At 61.3% G+C, this 16,984-nt stretch carries 14 protein-coding genes; 10 read left to right on the top strand and 4 right to left on the bottom strand.

The features are described 5' to 3' along the window. Positions 1-8: 8 nt before the first annotated feature. The gene (gene htpX, locus GKN89_RS00070) at positions 9-893 is read right to left on the bottom strand and encodes a protease HtpX (RefSeq protein WP_004931482.1); all 885 of its coding nucleotides are present in this window, start codon (positions 891-893) and stop codon (positions 9-11) included. Positions 894-1,263: 370 nt separating this feature from the next. Between htpX and GKN89_RS00065 the strand changes: the two genes are divergently transcribed. From GKN89_RS00065 to GKN89_RS00040, 6 genes are read left to right on the top strand one after another with little or no spacing between them, the layout of a single operon-like run. Next, positions 1,264-2,355: an ABC transporter substrate-binding protein gene (locus tag GKN89_RS00065; RefSeq protein WP_154746111.1), complete on the top strand. Its 1,092-nt coding sequence runs from the start codon at positions 1,264-1,266 to the stop codon at positions 2,353-2,355. A 2-nt stretch (positions 2,356-2,357) separates the two neighbouring features. Then, positions 2,358-3,398, top strand: a complete 1,041-nt coding sequence (locus GKN89_RS00060) for a FecCD family ABC transporter permease (RefSeq protein WP_370520131.1) — start codon at positions 2,358-2,360, stop codon at positions 3,396-3,398. After that, positions 3,395-4,180, top strand: a complete 786-nt coding sequence (locus tag GKN89_RS00055; protein ID WP_154746110.1) for an ABC transporter ATP-binding protein — start codon at positions 3,395-3,397, stop codon at positions 4,178-4,180. Before GKN89_RS00060 ends, GKN89_RS00055 begins: the two co-directional genes overlap by 4 nt. Continuing rightward, entirely contained in the window at positions 4,168-4,965 is a 798-nt protein-coding gene (locus tag GKN89_RS00050) for a nicotianamine synthase family protein (RefSeq protein WP_063919295.1), read from the top strand. The genes GKN89_RS00055 and GKN89_RS00050 overlap by 13 nt, the downstream gene beginning before the upstream one ends. After that, the gene (locus GKN89_RS00045) at positions 4,958-6,265 is read left to right on the top strand and encodes an opine metallophore biosynthesis dehydrogenase (RefSeq protein WP_154746109.1); all 1,308 of its coding nucleotides are present in this window, start codon (positions 4,958-4,960) and stop codon (positions 6,263-6,265) included. The genes GKN89_RS00050 and GKN89_RS00045 overlap by 8 nt, the downstream gene beginning before the upstream one ends. Then, positions 6,262-7,107: a DMT family transporter gene (locus GKN89_RS00040; protein WP_154746108.1), complete on the top strand. Its 846-nt coding sequence runs from the start codon at positions 6,262-6,264 to the stop codon at positions 7,105-7,107. The genes GKN89_RS00045 and GKN89_RS00040 overlap by 4 nt, the downstream gene beginning before the upstream one ends. Before the next feature lie 67 nt (positions 7,108-7,174). On the opposite strand, the gene prc is transcribed toward GKN89_RS00040, so the two are convergent. From prc to GKN89_RS00025, 3 genes are all read right to left on the bottom strand, one after another. Beyond that, on the bottom strand, positions 7,175-9,223 hold the full coding sequence (gene prc / locus GKN89_RS00035) for a carboxy terminal-processing peptidase (RefSeq protein WP_019454879.1): 2,049 nt from the start codon (positions 9,221-9,223) through the stop codon (positions 7,175-7,177). A gap of 19 nt (positions 9,224-9,242) precedes the next feature. After that, the gene (gene proQ, locus GKN89_RS00030; protein ID WP_019454878.1) at positions 9,243-9,953 is read right to left on the bottom strand and encodes an RNA chaperone ProQ; all 711 of its coding nucleotides are present in this window, start codon (positions 9,951-9,953) and stop codon (positions 9,243-9,245) included. Positions 9,954-10,049: 96 nt separating this feature from the next. Further along, positions 10,050-10,547 (bottom strand): GAF domain-containing protein, encoded by a 498-nt coding sequence (locus GKN89_RS00025; protein WP_154746107.1) that lies wholly within the window; start codon positions 10,545-10,547, stop codon positions 10,050-10,052. Positions 10,548-10,803: 256 nt separating this feature from the next. Here GKN89_RS00025 and yebS point away from each other — a divergent pair, with 256 nt between their 5' ends. From yebS to GKN89_RS00005, 4 genes are all read left to right on the top strand, one after another. Then, positions 10,804-12,051, top strand: a complete 1,248-nt coding sequence (gene yebS, locus GKN89_RS00020) for a membrane integrity lipid transport subunit YebS (protein ID WP_154746106.1) — start codon at positions 10,804-10,806, stop codon at positions 12,049-12,051. Then, positions 12,020-14,650 (top strand): PqiB family protein, encoded by a 2,631-nt coding sequence (locus GKN89_RS00015; RefSeq protein WP_154746105.1) that lies wholly within the window; start codon positions 12,020-12,022, stop codon positions 14,648-14,650. The genes yebS and GKN89_RS00015 overlap by 32 nt, the downstream gene beginning before the upstream one ends. Before the next feature lie 102 nt (positions 14,651-14,752). Next, a complete protein-coding gene (gene rsmF, locus GKN89_RS00010) occupies positions 14,753-16,189 on the top strand; it encodes a 16S rRNA (cytosine(1407)-C(5))-methyltransferase RsmF (protein WP_063919292.1) in 1,437 nt (478 codons plus the stop codon). Between the two features lie 258 nt (positions 16,190-16,447). Then, the gene (locus tag GKN89_RS00005) at positions 16,448-16,984 is read left to right on the top strand and encodes a spore coat U domain-containing protein (RefSeq protein WP_019454873.1); all 537 of its coding nucleotides are present in this window, start codon (positions 16,448-16,450) and stop codon (positions 16,982-16,984) included.

Below are 16,984 nucleotides of genomic sequence, written 5' to 3'. Positions count from 1 at the left end.
TCAGCCGATTACTTCAGGTACTGGCCGGTACGCAGCGCTTCGATGCGCTTGTCGAGCGGCGGGTGCGACATGAACAGTTCGCTGAACGACTTGGATTTGCCGTTGATGCAAAACGCCATCATGCTGCCCGCTTCCTGCGGTTCGTAGCTGGTTTTCAGGCGCTGCAAGGCAGCGATCATCTTCTCGCGGCCCACCAGTTTGGCGGAGCCGGCGTCGGCGTAGAACTCGCGGTGACGCGAGAACCACATGGTGATGATGCTCGCCAGGATGCCGAACACCAGTTCCAGCACCATCGACACCGCGAAGTAAATCATCGGGTTGCCGTTGCCTTCCCCTTCGCCATCACCGTCGCGGTTGCCGAGGAAACCGGCGGCGACCTGCGCGATCAGGCGTGAAATGAAGATCACGAAGGTGTTCACGATGCCCTGAATCAGGGTCATGGTCACCATATCGCCGTTGGCGACGTGGCTGATTTCGTGCGCGATGACCGCTTCCGCTTCGTCACGGCTCATGCTCTGCAGCAGGCCGGTGCTGACGGCGACCAGCGAGGCGTCGCGGCGCGCGCCGGTGGCGAAGGCGTTGATGTCCGGCGCATGGTAGATAGCGACCTGCGGCATGGCGATGCCCGCCTGCTGCGACTGACGGCGCACCGTTTCCAGCAGCCAGTTTTCGGTTTCGTTACGCGGCTGTTCAATCACTTCTCCGCCGACGGAGCGCAGCGCCATCCACTTGGACATCAGCAACGACACGAAAGCGCCGCCGAAGCCGAACAGACCGGCCATGATCATCAGGCCCTGAACGCTACTGGATTGGATTCCTGTCAGGCTGAGCACCAGCCCGAAAACCAACATCACCGCCAGGTTGGTGAGCAGGAACAGAGCTATACGCATCATAAAATGTTTACTTCCTCATAAATGTTAACAAAACGCTGTCCAAGATACCCTAGATCGTATGGGCATTAGTCACAGTTTCAAGAGTCGCGCGTCATTAACCTACTAAAAATACGAAACTTTACAAAAACGGCGCGCGACCGGGATTTGGCAAATTGTAAACGATTGTTGCGCAAGGCGGAGGGATTTCTCACAAAAAATTCTTCGCCCGCGCAGGATCGCGGCGGGCGATTTTATCCACACCCTTTCTGGGCCAATATCCGCTAGGTGCGATCCGACGTGCCTGCAGCCGATTCATCGACGACGAAAGTTTGAATCTTACGATTAATTGTTACATTATAACATCACAATTAATCATAAAGGGATGTCAATCATGTTATCGCGTATCGCCTGGATGCTGGCGACGTGGCTGCTTTTCTGCCACCTCGCACAAGCTGAAATTCACCTCACCGACGTTGAAGGACGTCGCGTCACCCTGACCGCCCCCGCACAGCGCGCCTATATCGGCTTTTACTACGAAGATTTTCTGGCAGTGAACGGCCCGGAGAGCTATCAACAGGTCGTCGCCTTCTCCAAAAGCGACTGGGCCTTGCGCACCAGCCAATGGGCGCGCTATCAGGCCGCGCTGCCGCGGCTCGCTCAATTGGTCGATGTCGGTTCGCTCTATAACCAGAGCTTCGATTTTGAACGCCTGCTGACCACGCGGCCGGACCTGCTGATCCTGGCGAAGTGGCAGCTCGACGGCTTCGCCAACTACCTGCCGGTGCTGCAACGGCTCAACATTCCTTACATCGTCGTCGACTTCAACCAGGGCGTCGAGGTCAAGCTCGCCAGCATTCGGTTGATGGGCCAGGCAATGGGCCACGCCGAGCGAGCGGAACGGCTGGCCGACGAATATCGCCAGAGCCTCGAAGATACCCGGCGGCGCATCCGCCAGGCGCAGCTGCCGCCGCCGATCACCTATATTGAACTGGGAGACAAGGGCCCCGGCGAATACAGCAGCAGCTATGGCGCCTCGATCTGGGGGCCGCTGCTGCAGTTGGCCGGCGCCGACAATATCGCCGCCGGCGTCGTCGGCAGCCCCTCTCCGTTGCGCGCCGACTATGTCCTGACCAAACGGCCCGACGTCATTTTTCTCGCCGGAGGCGACTGGGAAAATATGCCGAACGCCGTGCCGATGGGCTACGGCACACAGCCCGCTCCCATACAGGCGCGCCTGACGCAGTATGCCCAGCGGGCGGGATGGCCGCAGCTGCCGGCGATAAAAAACCAACGGCTTTATGCGCTTTATCATGGCGGCGCGCGCACGATTTACGACTTTATTTTTGTCCAGTATCTGGCGAAAGCCCTCTATCCCACCGCATTTGCCGACGTAGACCCCGCGCGCAACCTGGCCCGGTTCTACCGCCAATATCTGCCGATTGAGGCGGACGGCGTCTTCTTGCAACGCTGGCAAGGAGAGTAGTCGTGGCCCGCACAGGACGTGATTTTTTGCAACGGCGCAGGCTGCGCCGCGGGCTATTGACGCTGGCACTGCTCGGCGCGCTGTTGGCGGCGGCCGCCATCGATCTGACCGTCGGCGCCGCGCATCTTGGCCTCGCGGATCTCGTGCGAATGCTCTGGCCCGGTCCTGCGCCAGGCAACGAGCTGCATCAGGTGGTTTTCTGGTCGATTCGCTTGCCGATGACACTCACCGCCCTGCTGGTCGGCGCCAGCCTGGCGCTGGCCGGCCTGCTGATGCAGACCGTGCTGGCCAACCCCCTCGCCAGCCCCTATACGCTAGGGATCTCGGCTGCGGCGGGGTTCGGCGCGGCGCTGTCGATCATCACCGGCTTCAGCCTGGGCGGCGCGCTGGCGCTGGGCACGCCGTTGCTGGCTTCGCTGATGGCGTTGCTCGCCTGCGTGCCTATCTATCTGCTGGGACAACGCCGGGGCATGACGCCGCAAATATTGGTGTTGAGCGGCATCGTCGTGCTGTTTTTCTTTCAGTCGCTGCAATCGCTGCTGCTGTTTCTGGCCGCGCCGGAGGCCATGCAGCAAATCGTCTTTTGGCTGTTCGGCAGCCTGCTCAAAGCGAATATGCACGGGGTGGCGATCACCGGCGCCGTGTTGCTCTGCGCGCTGATCGTCAGCCTGCGGCAGGCCTGGCGCCTTACGGCGCTGTCCGCCGGCGAAGAGCAGGCACAGGGGCTGGGCATCAACGTCAGCGCGCTGCGCAAGCTGGCCTTTCTACTGGCGACTTTGCTGACGGCCGCCTCGGTCTCTTTTGTCGGCACCATCGGGTTCGTCGGGCTGATCGCCCCCCATTTCGCCCGTTTTCTGGTCGGGGAGGATCAGCGTTACCTGATCTGCATTTCCGCCCTCTGCGGCAGCCTGCTGCTGCTGTGCGCGTCGATCGTCGCCAAGCTGGTGATGCCGAACGGCGTGGTGCCCATCGGCATCGTCATCGCCCTGATCGGCGTGCCGGTGCTGTTTTACTTCGTCACCCGACAGGTTAAACGCCCATGACTCAACTGACCCTCACCGGCGTCGACGTCACGCTGCATCGCCGCCCGCTATTGGCCGACGTCTCCCTGAGCTGGCCGGAGGCAAAACTCGGCGGCATCATCGGCCCCAACGGCGCCGGCAAGTCCACGCTGCTGAAAGCGATTAATCGCATGTTGCCGTACAGCGGCGAGATCGCCTACCGCGAGCACCCTCTCGATCCGAAAACCAGCCGCATCGCCTATGTGCCGCAGCTTAATCGCTGCGATTCGGCACTGACCGCTTTTGACATGGTGCTGTTGGGCAAGGTACGGCAGTTGGGATGGCGCGTCAGCGCCGCCCAGGCCGATGCGGTCGAACAGGCGCTGGCGGAATGCGGCATTTCCGCGCTCGCCGATCGCCCCTTCAACCGTCTCAGCGGCGGCCAGCGACAGTTGGTGATGCTGGCTCAGGCGTTCGTCTCTCAACCGCAGCTCATTTTACTCGACGAGCCCACCAGCGCGCTGGATATCCATCACCAGCTGCGCGTGCTCAATCAGATCGCCGATTACGGCCGGCGCCATCGCTGCATCACGCTGCTGGTGATCCACGATCTGGGACTCGCGCTGCGTTATTGCCACTCACTTACGCTGCTCGAGCACGGACGCGTCGTTTGCCACGGCGAGACTCATCAGATGATGGGACACCCGATGATGTCTCGCGTATTTGGCGTCGGTATCGAAAACGGCGTCAGCCCGCAGGGCTACCCCTATCTGCTGCCGACACAGCTGTTACACGCACACGGAGAATCCCCATGTACACCCTGACCAAGGCGGACATGCTGGCGCAACTCGCCGGTTTGCAACAGGAAATTCACCAGCTACACCGCTCCGCCCGGCAAGATCGGCGTCATTTCTCCCTGCTGGAACGCCGCTTCAGCCGCCTGCAAGCCTTTAACGACGAACCACAGCTGCAGGCTTACCGTCGAAAACTGGAAAACGACCGTTTGATAACGGCGCAGATCGCCCAGCTGCGGGCGACAGCCAATGCCGCATTGTGCGACTACGAGAAACATCGCGTCTCGGCACTCTGTCGGCAACCGGCACAGACTAACGCCTACCTGAACAGTTTCGATCGCGCCCTGCAGTTGGAGATCGCCGCCGCCGGCATCCAACCGGGCGAGCGGGTGTTGCTGGTGGGCAGCGGCGCCTTGCCCACCACGGCGCTGGCGCTGGTCGCCAGGCTGGCCGCCACCGTCATTTGCTACGATTGCGATCCGGCGGCCCAGCGGTTTGCCCGCCGCCTCACGCGCCATCTGGGGCTGGTGCGGCAGATGCCCTGCATCGACAAGCTGCACGGCCTGACCCGCAATGACGTCGATCACATCATCATCGCCTCTCTGGTAGCCGACAAGCAGGGCTTGCTGAGGGAGCTGCGGCCTTTGCTGCCGCAACGCGGCAAATTGCTGGTGCGCTATGGCAACGGCCTCAAGTCTCTCTTTAACTGCCCTTACCATCACCAGGCCGCCGGTTCGCCGTGGCGCATCAGCGGTAAACCGCTCGCCACCCCGCTGTACGATCTGTTGATTCTGGAGCCTCTCCGCCATGAATAATGCCTTTTCCACCCTGATTCTGGGCGCCGGCCCGGCGGCTATCCAATTGGCGGCGGATATCAAGGCCGCGGCCAATGCGCGCATCGGCCTGTACAACCGCCCCAGCGAGAAAGGACAACGCCTGCGGCATCATTTGGCTCACGCGCCCAGCCTGTCTCTGACGGGCGCCGGTAAGGCGCAGCGCACCCAAGGCGATACGCAAGTGACGATCGACAGCTATTGCGATGACCTGTCACTGGTCGGCGGTGACTGGCACCGACTGATCCTTGCCGTCCCCGCCGATCAATATCATGACGTGCTGCGGCAGGTGCCATGGGCGGCGTTGCCCCAGCTGCGCTCACTGATCCTGCTCTCTCCTTCCATCGGTTCCGGCCTGATGGTGCAAAGCCTGCTGCAGGACGCCGGGCAATCCCACGTCGGGATCATCAGCCTGTCGAGCTACTACGCCGATACCAAATACCAGGATGCCGCGCAGCCTTACCGCGCTTACACCAAGGCATTCAAGCAGCGGATTTATCTGGCCGGCCAAAGCCCATCGTCAGACCGCGCCGAACTCGATTGGCTTTGCGCGGTGCTGGCGCGTCACGGCATCGATGCCCAGCGCTGCGACAGCCTGCTGGCCGCCGAACGCTTCAGCATCACCAACTATGTTCATCCCCCGCTGGCGCTGGCCGATACCACGCTACAGGCGATCTTTCAGCCGCAGGCGCCGATACAGTACCTGTATAAGACCTACCCCGAAGGCCCTATCTGCCCCGAGACGATCGCCGACATGCTGGCGCTCTCGCAGGATTACCGGCAGTTGCTCAACCGGCTCGGCGTCGAAGCCATCAACCTGCTGCGCTTTTTGAATGACGACAATTACCCGGTGCCGCCTCGTATGGTAAGCCGCCGCTGGATTGACCAATTCCCGCAGCTCGCGCCGGCGGAGCAACGCTACGCGCTGTTTGCGCGCTATACCGCGCTGCTGGTCGATCCCTATTCCGAACCGGACGCGCAGGGCCGCTACTATGATTTTTCCGCCGTCAGGGTCGCCCGCGTCTTCCAGGATGCGCAGGGGTTATGGCGACTGCCGCGCGTGCCGCAAGAGGACGTGCGCAAACTGCGCGTTCTGGTCTTGCTGGCGCAGCGGCTGGGCGTCGAGATGCCCGCCGCCCAGTGCCTGTTGGCGCGCTTTCAGCAGGCGCTGCACAGCTTCGTCACCCGGATCGGCACCGAGCATTGTCATCATTCGTTGCTGGACGATACCTGCCGCGAGCAGGCGGATATCACCTACCGGCAGTGGCGGAGGCAAGCATGAATCAGGGTGCGCTGCTGGCCATTTTCGCCTCGCTGATTTTCAGCGTCATGAACGCGCTGGTCAAAACCATCGCCGACGTCATTCCCACCGGAGAGATCGTGTTCTTTCGCAGCAGCATCGGCTGCGTGCTGGTTCTGCTGCTGATGTATCGCCACCGCGTCGCCTTCAGCCGTGAAGACCGGCCGCTGCTGGTATTGCGCGGCACCATGGGCGGACTGTATCTGATCTGTTATTTTTACAGCATCGCCCACCTCACGCTGGCCGATGCCAGCATGCTGGCCTACCTGTCGCCGTTTTTCTCCATTTTGCTCTCCTTGCTGGTGCTGCGTGAGCGGGTCAACGCCAATACCGCGTTTTGGCTGGCGATGGTCATCATCGGCGCGGTGCTGCTGGTGCAGCCGTGGCACTTCTCGGCCTATACCCTGGCGTCGCTGGTCGGCGTGATGAGCGCGGTGTTCGCCTCGATCGCCTATCTGTCGGTCAACAAACTCAGCAAACGCCACCACAACTACGAGATCGTGTTCTACTTCCTGTTCATCGCAACGCTGATCTCGCTGCCGCTGATGTGGCAGTCATTCGTCTGGCCCAACGCATACCAGTTTGCCATTCTGCTCGCCATAGCGCTGGTGTCGTTGCTGGGACAGGTCGTCTTAACCCAGGCCTTCTCTTCCGATAACCTGATCGTGGTCTCGGTGGTGCGCTATATCGGCATCGTGTTCAATATCGCCTGGGGCTGGCTGTTCTGGCACGAAGTCCCGCTGCTGCTGTCGCTGGTCGGCTGTCTGCTGGTGGTGGTTTCCTGCATCCGGCTCGGGCTGCGCCACCGCAAGAAAACCGTCTGAACCGCGCATACCGCAGCCATAAAAAAACGCACCCGAGGGTGCGTTTTTCATTCTGCCAACCGCCGCCTTATTTGGCCGGCGTCGGTTGCTGAGCGGGCTGATCCTTCTCCAGATGAGCCAGGTCCAGCGCGATATGCACGGTTTCATCCAGGTACGGATCCGGTTCCTGGTAATCCTTCGGCAGATCGTCGAGCGATTTCAGCGGCTTCTTGCCGGCGCGCTCCAGACGCTCGTTGATGCGTTTCAGACGGGTCGCATCGTCATCGTGGTTCTCTTTCTCGCGCACCGCCAGATTGAGGGACACGATGTTGCGTTTATCCTTCAGCGCCTTGTAATGCGCGATATCCTGCGCGATGTACTGGAACTCTGGATTCTGCGCGATGCGCTGCTGGTGATCTTTCAGCAGCTCCGGCTCGAACGGCGTCAGATCGCCGGTCTTGCTGTAGGTCGCCGCATTGATGCTGTCCCACGGCATAGCGTTGTCTTCAAACGCTTCGCCGGTTTCCGCCGGATCGACGCCGGTCGGCATCAGAATGTCCGGGGTCACGCCTTTGCGCTGGGTGCTGCCGCCGTTGACGCGGTAGAACTTCTGAATGGTGTACTGCACCGACCCCAACGCCGGCCACTCAGGGCGCAGCATCTGATCGTAGATGCGGTTCAGCGAACGGTACTGCTGCACGGTGCCTTTACCGAAGGTCGGCTCGCCGACGATCAGCGCGCGGCCGTAATCCTGCATCGCCGCCGCGAAGATCTCGGAGGCGGAGGCGCTGAAGCGATCGACCAGCACCACCAGCGGGCCTTTGTAGTAGGTCACGCCGTCGGTGTCGGCGTCTTCACGCACTTTGCCGTTGTTGTCGCGCACCTGCACCACCGGGCCGCTTGGAATGAACAGGCCGGACAGCGAGACCGCCTCGGTCAGCGCGCCGCCGCCGTTAGTGCGCAGATCGATGATCACGCTCTTGACGTTCTGCTTGGCCATCTTCTGCAGCTGCACTTTCACGTCATCGGTCAGGCCGACGTAGAAGCCAGGGATGTCGAACACCGCCACCTTCTCTTTGCCGACGGTCTTGATGGTCATTTTCACCGCGCGGTCTTCCAGGCGGATGCGCTCGCGGGTCAAGGTGACCACGCGGGTTTTAGTGCCCTTGCCGGCCGGCAGGATCTCCAGGCGCACCTTGCTGCCCTTCGGCCCTTTGATCAGCGACACCACGTCGTCCAGACGCCAGCCGATCACGTCCACCATCGGTTTGCCGGCCTGGCCGACGCCGACGATGCGATCGCCCACGGTGATCGCCTTGCTCTTCGCCGCTGGGCCGCCCGGCACCATCGAGTTGATCAGGGTGTAATCGTCATCCATCTGCAGCACCGCGCCGATGCCTTCCAGCGACAGGCTCATCTCGGTGTTGAACTGCTCGGTGTTGCGCGGCGACAGGTAGTTGGTGTGCGGATCGATTTCATGCGCAAAGGCATTCATCGCCAGCTGGAAAACGTCTTCGCTGTTGCTTTGCGTCAGGCGCTTGATGGCGAACTGATAGCGCTTGGTCAGCGTGTCGCGGATTTCTTTGTCGGTCTTGCCGGTCAGCTTGAGGTTCAGCTCGTCATAGGTGACTTTCGCATCCCACAGGCTATCCAACTCGGCCTTGTCTTTCGGCCACGGCGCTTTGCTGCGGTCGAGATCGATAGTGCCGTTGCCGGTAAAGTTCATCGGCTTTTCCAGCAGCGACAACGCATACGTGTAACGCTCGAAACGGCGTTTCTGCGCCAGATTGAACAGCGCGTAGAAGGTATCCAGCTTGCCGGTTTTCAGCTCTTCGCCAACCTGATTGCGTTTGCCGGCGAACTGCGCCACGTCGGAGGCCAGCAACACGTTATGGTTGTAGTCCAGCATGTTCAGGTAGCGATCGAAGATCTTGCCTGAAAACTCCGCATCGAGCGCGAACTGGCGGTAATGAGAGCGAGTGAAGCGCGAGGTAACGCGCTCACTCACCGTAGCGTGCTGAGGTTCCTGTTGCAGTTGGGGCAATTGGCCGATGCGGATGTTGGCTGTTTCCGCACCGTAACTGACACCCGCCCACAGCAGCCCTGCAATCGCTGTTAATCTGACGAATTTGTTCATGCCTTGGTTGGCCTCCGTATCAGAACTGCAAGTGTTCTGCGCGCACAATCATCGCCAGACCGGAAGAGAGCTGCACACGTACGCCATCTTTAGCGATTTCGAGTACGGTAGCATCCATCGCGCTCTTGCCTGCTCTGACTTTGATTTCCTGGCCAATTTGCAGTGTAGAGATATCCGTGACTGGCGCATAACGCGGCTGGCTTTCCTCTTTTGCTGCACGAGGTTGGCGAGCGGGCTGCGGGCGAGTTTGTGGGCGCGGCTTGCGGGTTTCCGGCGCGGCTCCGCCTTCGCGACGTGCAGCGGGCTTTTTACCGGCTGGACGCGGACGGCGCGGAGCGGCATCGGCGGATTCGCCGGCGGCTTCACGTTTTTTGGCGTTTTGTTCGGCACGCTGTGCCTGAACGCGCGCTTTGGCTTCTTCAAGCTGCTGGCGAGCATGATCGACATGCTGCTGCTCCAGTTCACCGCACGGATTGCCGTCCAGATCGACGCGCTGAGCGCCAACCTTGACGCCGTACAGGTAACGCCAGCTTGAGGTGTATAGGCGCAGGGCAGAACGCAATTGCGTTTTGCTGAGATTCTCTTCCCCCTGCACGCGCTCTACCAAATCCTGAAAAATACCGATTTTCAGCGGACGAGCTTCGCCTTCGGCGCTAAAGCAGAGCGGAAAACGCTCGGCAAGAAAAGCAATGACTTCTTTACTAGAGTTCAACTTAGGTTGATTTTCCATGAAATTTCCTGATTACAACGGTATTGCCAACAAGCCACAGGCATGAACAGGCGTCATTATAATGACGCCATCGGTAATTGCCACGTTAACCGTCGATCAACTTGCCGCCACAGTCACATATTTCGCACTGTCGCACTGTTCCAGTTGCTCACAAAGCCCCGCCACCACTGCTTTCAGGCCCGCTTCGTCCTGTTCGTCGAAGCGTTGATAAACCGTGCTGTCGATATCCAAAACGCCGATCGTTCGGCCGCCAACCGCCAGCGGCAGCACGATTTCCGCGTTGCTGGCCGCATCGCAGGCGATATGGCCCGGAAACGCATGCACGTCGCCGACGCGCTGCACGCGATTTTCCGCCACCGCCGTGCCGCACACGCCCTTACCCACCGGAATGCGCACACAGGCGATCTTGCCCTGGAACGGCCCCAGCACCAACTGGTCGCCCTCCATCAGATAGAAACCGACCCAGTTCACGTCATCCAGACGCTCGTTGATCAGCGCGCTGGCGTTGGACAGCGCCGCGATAAAGTTGGTTTCCCCGCCGAGCAACGCGCTCAGGTCACGTTTTAATTCCGCGTAGAATTGTTCTTTTGTCATGTGTTAACCATTGCAACAGTGAAGATGGCCAGAAGCCCAAAGCTTAGGCCCTATAAAATAAGCATTAAATGCGTATAGCCACAAGGTTAATCATCTGTTGCTTCACAAAACCCCGCCGCTCAGGGTATGTTTGCCGCTCAGAATCCCGGTTTACCTCGTTTTTACCGTCCGGCGCCCGATCGCCGGTGACGCGGCCGGTTTATTTTTCAGCTACGCTGACAGTTCCGGCGGGCTCAAGGGCAGCTACTTGTCAAAAATGAAAATACACGCGATCACCGCCCCCCTTTCCAAAGCGCGCCACCAGCGCTGCTGCGAGTGCGACCTGCTGTTCGTGCTGCCGCCGCTCAGCGGCAACCAGGCCGCCTATTGCCCGCGCTGCAACGCCAAGGTAGTGCACGGCCGCGACTGGTCGATGACGCGCCTGACCGCCATGGCGATCACCATGCTGCTGCTGATGCCGTTCGCCTTCACCGAACCGCTGATCAGCATTCGTCTGCTCGGCACGCGCATCGACGCCAGTTTGCTGGAGGGCATCTGGCAGATGAGCCGCCAGGGCGATCCGCTCACCGCCAGCATGGTGGCGTTTTGCACTATCGGCGCCCCGCTGACGCTGGCGCTGTCGCTGCTGTACCTGCGCTTCGGGCATGCGCTCGGCATGAACCTGCGCCCGGTGCTGTTGATGCTGGAGCGGCTGAAAGAGTGGGTGATGCTGGACATTTATCTGATCGGCATGGCGGTGGCGGCGATCAAGGTGCAGGATTACGCCGACATCCAGGCCGGCAGCGCGCTGATCGCTTACCTGTCGCTCACCCTGCTCAGCATCCTGACGCTGATCCACGCCAACCTGGAGCAGCTCTGGGAGCGTTACTACCCGCAGGAGCAGCCGGAAGGCCCGCCGGCGGCGCTGCACATTTGCCTGTCCTGCCACTATACCGGCTATCCCGACACGCGCGGCCGCTGCCCGCGCTGCCACGTACCGATGTGCCACCGCCAGCCCTACAGCCTGCAGAAGACCTGGGCGGCGCTGATCGCAGCGATGATCCTGCTGATCCCGGCCAACCTGCTGCCGATCTCCATCATTTACGCCAACGGCGTGCGGCTCGAAGATACCATCTTCTCCGGCGTGGTCTCGCTGGCCACCTCCGGCAACGTACCGATCGCCGCTATCGTGTTCATCGCCAGCGTACTGGTGCCCTTTACCAAGGTGATCGTGCTGATCACGCTGCTGTTCAGCATCCACTTCAAAACCTCGCACAGCCTGAAGACGCGCATTCGTCTGCTGCGCCTGGTCACCTGGATCGGCCGCTGGTCGATGCTCGATCTGTTCGTTATCGCCTTGATGATGTCGCTGGTGAATCGCGACCAGCTGTTATCTTTTACTATGGGACCGGCCGCGTTTTACTTTGGCTCGGCGGTCATTTTGACTATTCTTGCCGTTGAGTGGCTGGATAGCCGATTGATTTGGGATGCACATGCAACAGGAAACGCCGACTACACCGACTGAAGCGCGGGTCAAGAACAAGCGCCGCATTTCACCGTTCTGGTTACTGCCGTTCATCGCCCTGCTGATCGCCGGGTGGCTGGTCTACAACAATTTCCAGGAACGCGGCACCACCGTCACCATCGATTTCCAATCGGCTGCGGGCATCGTCGCCGGCCGTACGCCGGTGCGCTACCAGGGCGTTGACGTCGGCACGGTGCAAAAGATCAGCCTGAGCAAAGATCTGCGCAGCATCGTGGTGGAAGCCAGCATCAAAAGCGATCTGGAAGACTCGCTGCGCGAAGGCACCCAGTTCTGGCTGGTGACGCCCAAGGCCTCGCTGGCCGGGGTCTCCGGGCTCGACGCGCTGGTCGGCGGCAACTACATCGGCATGATGCCCGGCAGCGGCAAGGCGCAAACCCACTTCGCCGCGCTCGATACCCAGCCGAAGTACCGCCTGAACACCGGCGAGCTGATGATTCACCTGCACGCCGACGATCTGGGCTCGCTCAACAGCGGCTCGCTGGTCTACTACCGTAAAATTCCGGTCGGCAAGGTGTACGACTACACCATCAGCGAAGGCAACAAGGGCGTGACCATCGACGTGCTGATCGACCGTCGTTTCGCCAACCTGGTGAAGAACAACAGTCGTTTCTGGAATGTTTCCGGCTTCAAGGGCGATTTCAGCCTGTCCGGCGCCACGGTGCAGATGGAAAGCCTGGCGGCGCTGGTCAACGGCGCCATCGCCTTCGATTCGCCGGCCGATGGTCAGCAGGCCAAGGGCGATCAGAGCTATACCTTGTATCCGGATCTGGCCCACAGCCAGCGCGGCGTCAATATTCTGCTGGACCTGCCGAGCGGCAACAACCTGAGCGAAAACCGCACTCCGCTGATATACCAGGGGCTGCAGGTCGGCACCCTGACCAAGCTGACGTTGCAGCAGGACAGCAAAGTGATCGGTGAACTGACCATCGATCCTTCGGTGGTCGATCTGATGCGCAGCGGTACCCGCATCGTGATGCGCAGCCCGCGCATCAGCCTCAACGACGCCAAGCTCAGCCAGCTGCTGACCGGCACCACGCTGGAGCTGGTGCCCGGTGAAGGCGAACCGCAGCAGCGCTTCAACGTGCTGGACAGCAGCGAAACGCTGCTGCAACAGCCGGGCGTGCTGACCGTCACGCTGAATGCGCCGCAAAGCTACGGCATCGACGTCGGGCAGCCGCTGGTAGTGCACGGCGTGAAAGTCGGCCAAATTCTGAGCCGCACCCTGACCGCCGGCGGCGTGGTGTTCACCGCCGCCATCGACGCGCAATACCGCGCCCTGCTGCACAAAGACAGCAAATTCGTGGTCAACAGCCGCCTCGACGTCAAGCTGGGCATCGACGGCATGGAGGTGCTCGGCGCCAGCGCGCAGGAATGGGTAGACGGCGGCGTGCGCATCATCCCCGGCAGCAAGGGGGAACCGGGCGGCCAATATCCGCTGTACGCCAACAGCGAAAAGGCCGAGGAAGGCATCGTCGGCAACGCCCCAGCCACCACCCTGACCCTCAGCGCCGCCAGCCTGCCGGACGTGCAGGCCGGCTCGGTGGTGCTGTATCGCAAGTTCCAGGTGGGCGAGATCGTCAACGTCCGGCCCAAGGCCAACGAGTTTGAGGTGGACGTCTACATCAGCCCGGAATACCGCAAGCTGCTGACCCGCGAAAGCATCTTCTGGGCCGAAGGCGGCGCCAAGGTGCAGCTCAACGGCAGCGGGCTGACGGTGCAGGCTTCGCCGCTCAACCGCGCGTTGAAGGGCGCCATCAGCTTCGACAACCTGCAGGGCGTGACGCTGAACAAAGGCGCCAACCGCGTGCTGTACGCCAGCGAAACCGCCGCGCGCGCGGTAGGCAGCCAAATCACGCTGAGAACCTACGACGCCAGCAAGCTGTCGGCGGGCATGCCGCTGCGCTACCTCGGCATCGACGTCGGTCAGGTGGAGTCGCTGCAGCTGGCGCCTGAGCGTAACGAAGTATTGGCCAAGGCGGTGCTGTATCCGGAATACGTGCAGACCTTCGCGCGCCTGGGCAGCCGCTTCTCGATCGTTTCGCCGGAGATCTCCGCCGCCGGCGTCAGCAATCTCGATACCCTGCTCCAGCCTTATATCAACGTGGAGCCGGGGCGTGGCCGCGAACTGCGCACTTTCGAGCTGCAGCAGGCCAGCATCACCGATTCGCGCTATCTCGACGGCCTGAGCGTGGTGCTCGACGCCGCCGAAACCGGCTCGCTGCAGATCGGCACGCCGGTGTTGTTCCGCGGCGTGGAGGTCGGCACCATCACCGGTTTTTACCTGGGCGCCATGTCCGACCGGGTGCACGTCGCGCTGCGCATCAGCAAGAAGTACCAGCATCTGGTGCGCAACAACAGCGTGTTCTGGCTGGCTTCGGGTTACAACCTGCAGTTCGGCCTGACCGGCGGCGTGATCAAGAGCGGCACCTTCCAGCAGTTCATTCGCGGCGGCATCGCTTTCGCCACGCCGCCGACCATTCCGCTGGCGCCGAAGGCCACGCCGAACAAGCACTTCCTGCTGAATCCGGAAGAGCCGAAGGACTGGAAAACCTGGGGCACCGCCATTCCACGCGATTAACTTTCGCGATTTCCTCAGGGCCCGGCAACGCCGGGCCCTGTTTTTTTCCGCTTTGTGATAAACTCTCGCCCTTGTCTTTATTGCACCCTGAGAGTTCGCCCCGTGGCCAAATCCACCGCCGTTTTTCTGCCCCCCGCTTTCCTTGACGCCACCCGCGCCATCATGCCCGCCGAGCTGGCGATGGAAGATTTTATCGCCGCCTGCCAGCGCCCGCTGCGCCGCAGCCTGCGCGTCAACACGCTGAAAATCAGCGTCGCCGACTTCCTGGCGCTGGTGCGGGATTACGACTGGCGACTGGAGCCTATCCCCTGGTGCGCGGAAGGTTTCTGGATCGAACGTGACGACGAGGAACTGCGCCTCGGCAGCGCGGCCGAACACCTGAGCGGCCTGTTTTACATTCAGGAAGCCAGTTCGATGTTGCCGGTCAGCGCGCTGTTTGCCGGCGGTGCGGCGCCGAATCGGGTGCTGGACGTGGCGGCGGCGCCGGGATCCAAAACCACCCAGATCGCCGCGTTGATGGGTAATCAGGGCGGCATCGTCGCCAACGAATACTCCGCCAGCCGGGTGAAAGTGCTGCACGCCAATATCAGCCGCTGCGGCGTGAAGAACACCGCGCTGACCCACTTCGACGGCCGGGTGTTCGGCGCCGCGCTGCCGGAGAGTTTCGACGCCATTCTGCTCGATGCCCCCTGCTCCGGCGAAGGCGTGGTACGCAAGGATCCGGACGCCATGAGCAACTGGTCGCCGGAAAGCGTGACCGAAATCGCCGCCACCCAACGCGAGCTGATCGACAGCGCGTTCCATGCGCTGGCGCCGGGCGGCGTGATGGTTTACTCCACCTGTACCCTCAATGCGCAGGAAAACCAGCAGGTGGTGCGCTGGCTGCTGGACACCTACGGCGACGCGGTCAGCGTCGAGCCGCTGGGCGAGCTGTTCCCCGGAGCCGACAAGGCGCTGACCGCCGAAGGCTTCCTGCACGTGTTTCCGCAGATTTACGACAGCGAAGGCTTCTTCGTCGCTCGCCTGCGTAAACAGCACGCCGTGGCGCCATTGCCGAAACCGACCTATAAAGTCGGTAACTTCCCGTTCAGCCCATTGTCCGGCAAGGAAACGGCGCAAGTCGCCCAGGCTGCCGCCGCATCCGGCTTAAGCTGGGGCGATGACAGCCGGCTATGGGAACGCGACAAGGAGATCTGGCTGTTTCCGGCCGAGCTGGAGCCACTGTTCGGCAAGGTGCGCTTTTCACGCATCGGCCTCAAACTGGCCGAGCGTTTCCCGAAAGGTTTCCGCTGGCAGCATGAGGCGGCGATCGCCCTTGCGGGCAGCGACGGCAAACAGCATTTCGAGCTGGACGCCGCGCTGGCGCAGGAGTGGTATCACGGCCGCGATCTCTACCCAGAGCAGCCACCGACAGGCGACGAGTGCATCGTCACCTATCAGGGGCAACCGCTGGGCATCGCCAAACGCATCGGCAGCCGCATCAAGAACAACCTGCCGCGCGAGCTGGTGCGCGACGGGGTGCTGGATTTCCATCAGTAATCGTCCAGGCGCCGGGGCTATCCCCCGGCGTTAAAATAACGCTAATAGTATTCTCATTCGTTATTATTCTAATCATTTCACCTCTCGCTATTGCGCCTCCTTATTCTCACCTCCACGCTAAATAAAAAAGTTTTTGGCCTTTGATCAAGACAATTTCGCGTTCTTATCCTATTAATTTAAATGTAAGTAAATTAATGCGTTCAACTCAGCTCTGGGTGGCGTTTTTGCGGGCTTTCTCTGACACGGCAAGGAATCACGATGAAAAAAATTCTGATGGTTTTGACCTCGGTAGCCTCTCTGCTGTGCGTCAGCGGCGCAGCTAACGCAGCGGGCACCATTCAGGGCACGGTGGGCGTGACGATTACCATCGGCGCCGGCTGCGTGGTCACCGGCGGCAACAGTTCCGGCACCACCAACGACTTTGGCTCCATCAGCTTCGGCACCTACTCGTCGCTGGCTAACGTCATCACCGCCAGCGCCACCGGCAGCGGCGGCACCGGCACCCTGGGGCTGAACTGCACCACCGGCACCAACTATACCGTCACGCTCGACAACGGCCTTAACGCCTCGGGCAGCCAGCGGCGCATGGCCAGCAGCGTGCCCGCCTACATCAGCTATAACCTCTACCAGGACAGCGCTCACGCCACTCCCTGGAACAACACCACAAGTCCCTTGACCGGTACCGGCACCGGTTCGGCGGTACCGCTGATCGTCTACGGTCTGGTGCCTGCCGCTGGCACCACCCCGGCGGCCGGCGTGTACAGCGACACCGTCACCATGACCGTCGCCTGGTAA

It is taken from the genome of Serratia sp. YC16 (assembly GCF_009707615.1).
Taxonomy (GTDB): domain Bacteria; phylum Pseudomonadota; class Gammaproteobacteria; order Enterobacterales; family Enterobacteriaceae; genus Serratia; species Serratia surfactantfaciens.
This window is presented reverse-complemented; position numbering and strand designations above follow the sequence as displayed.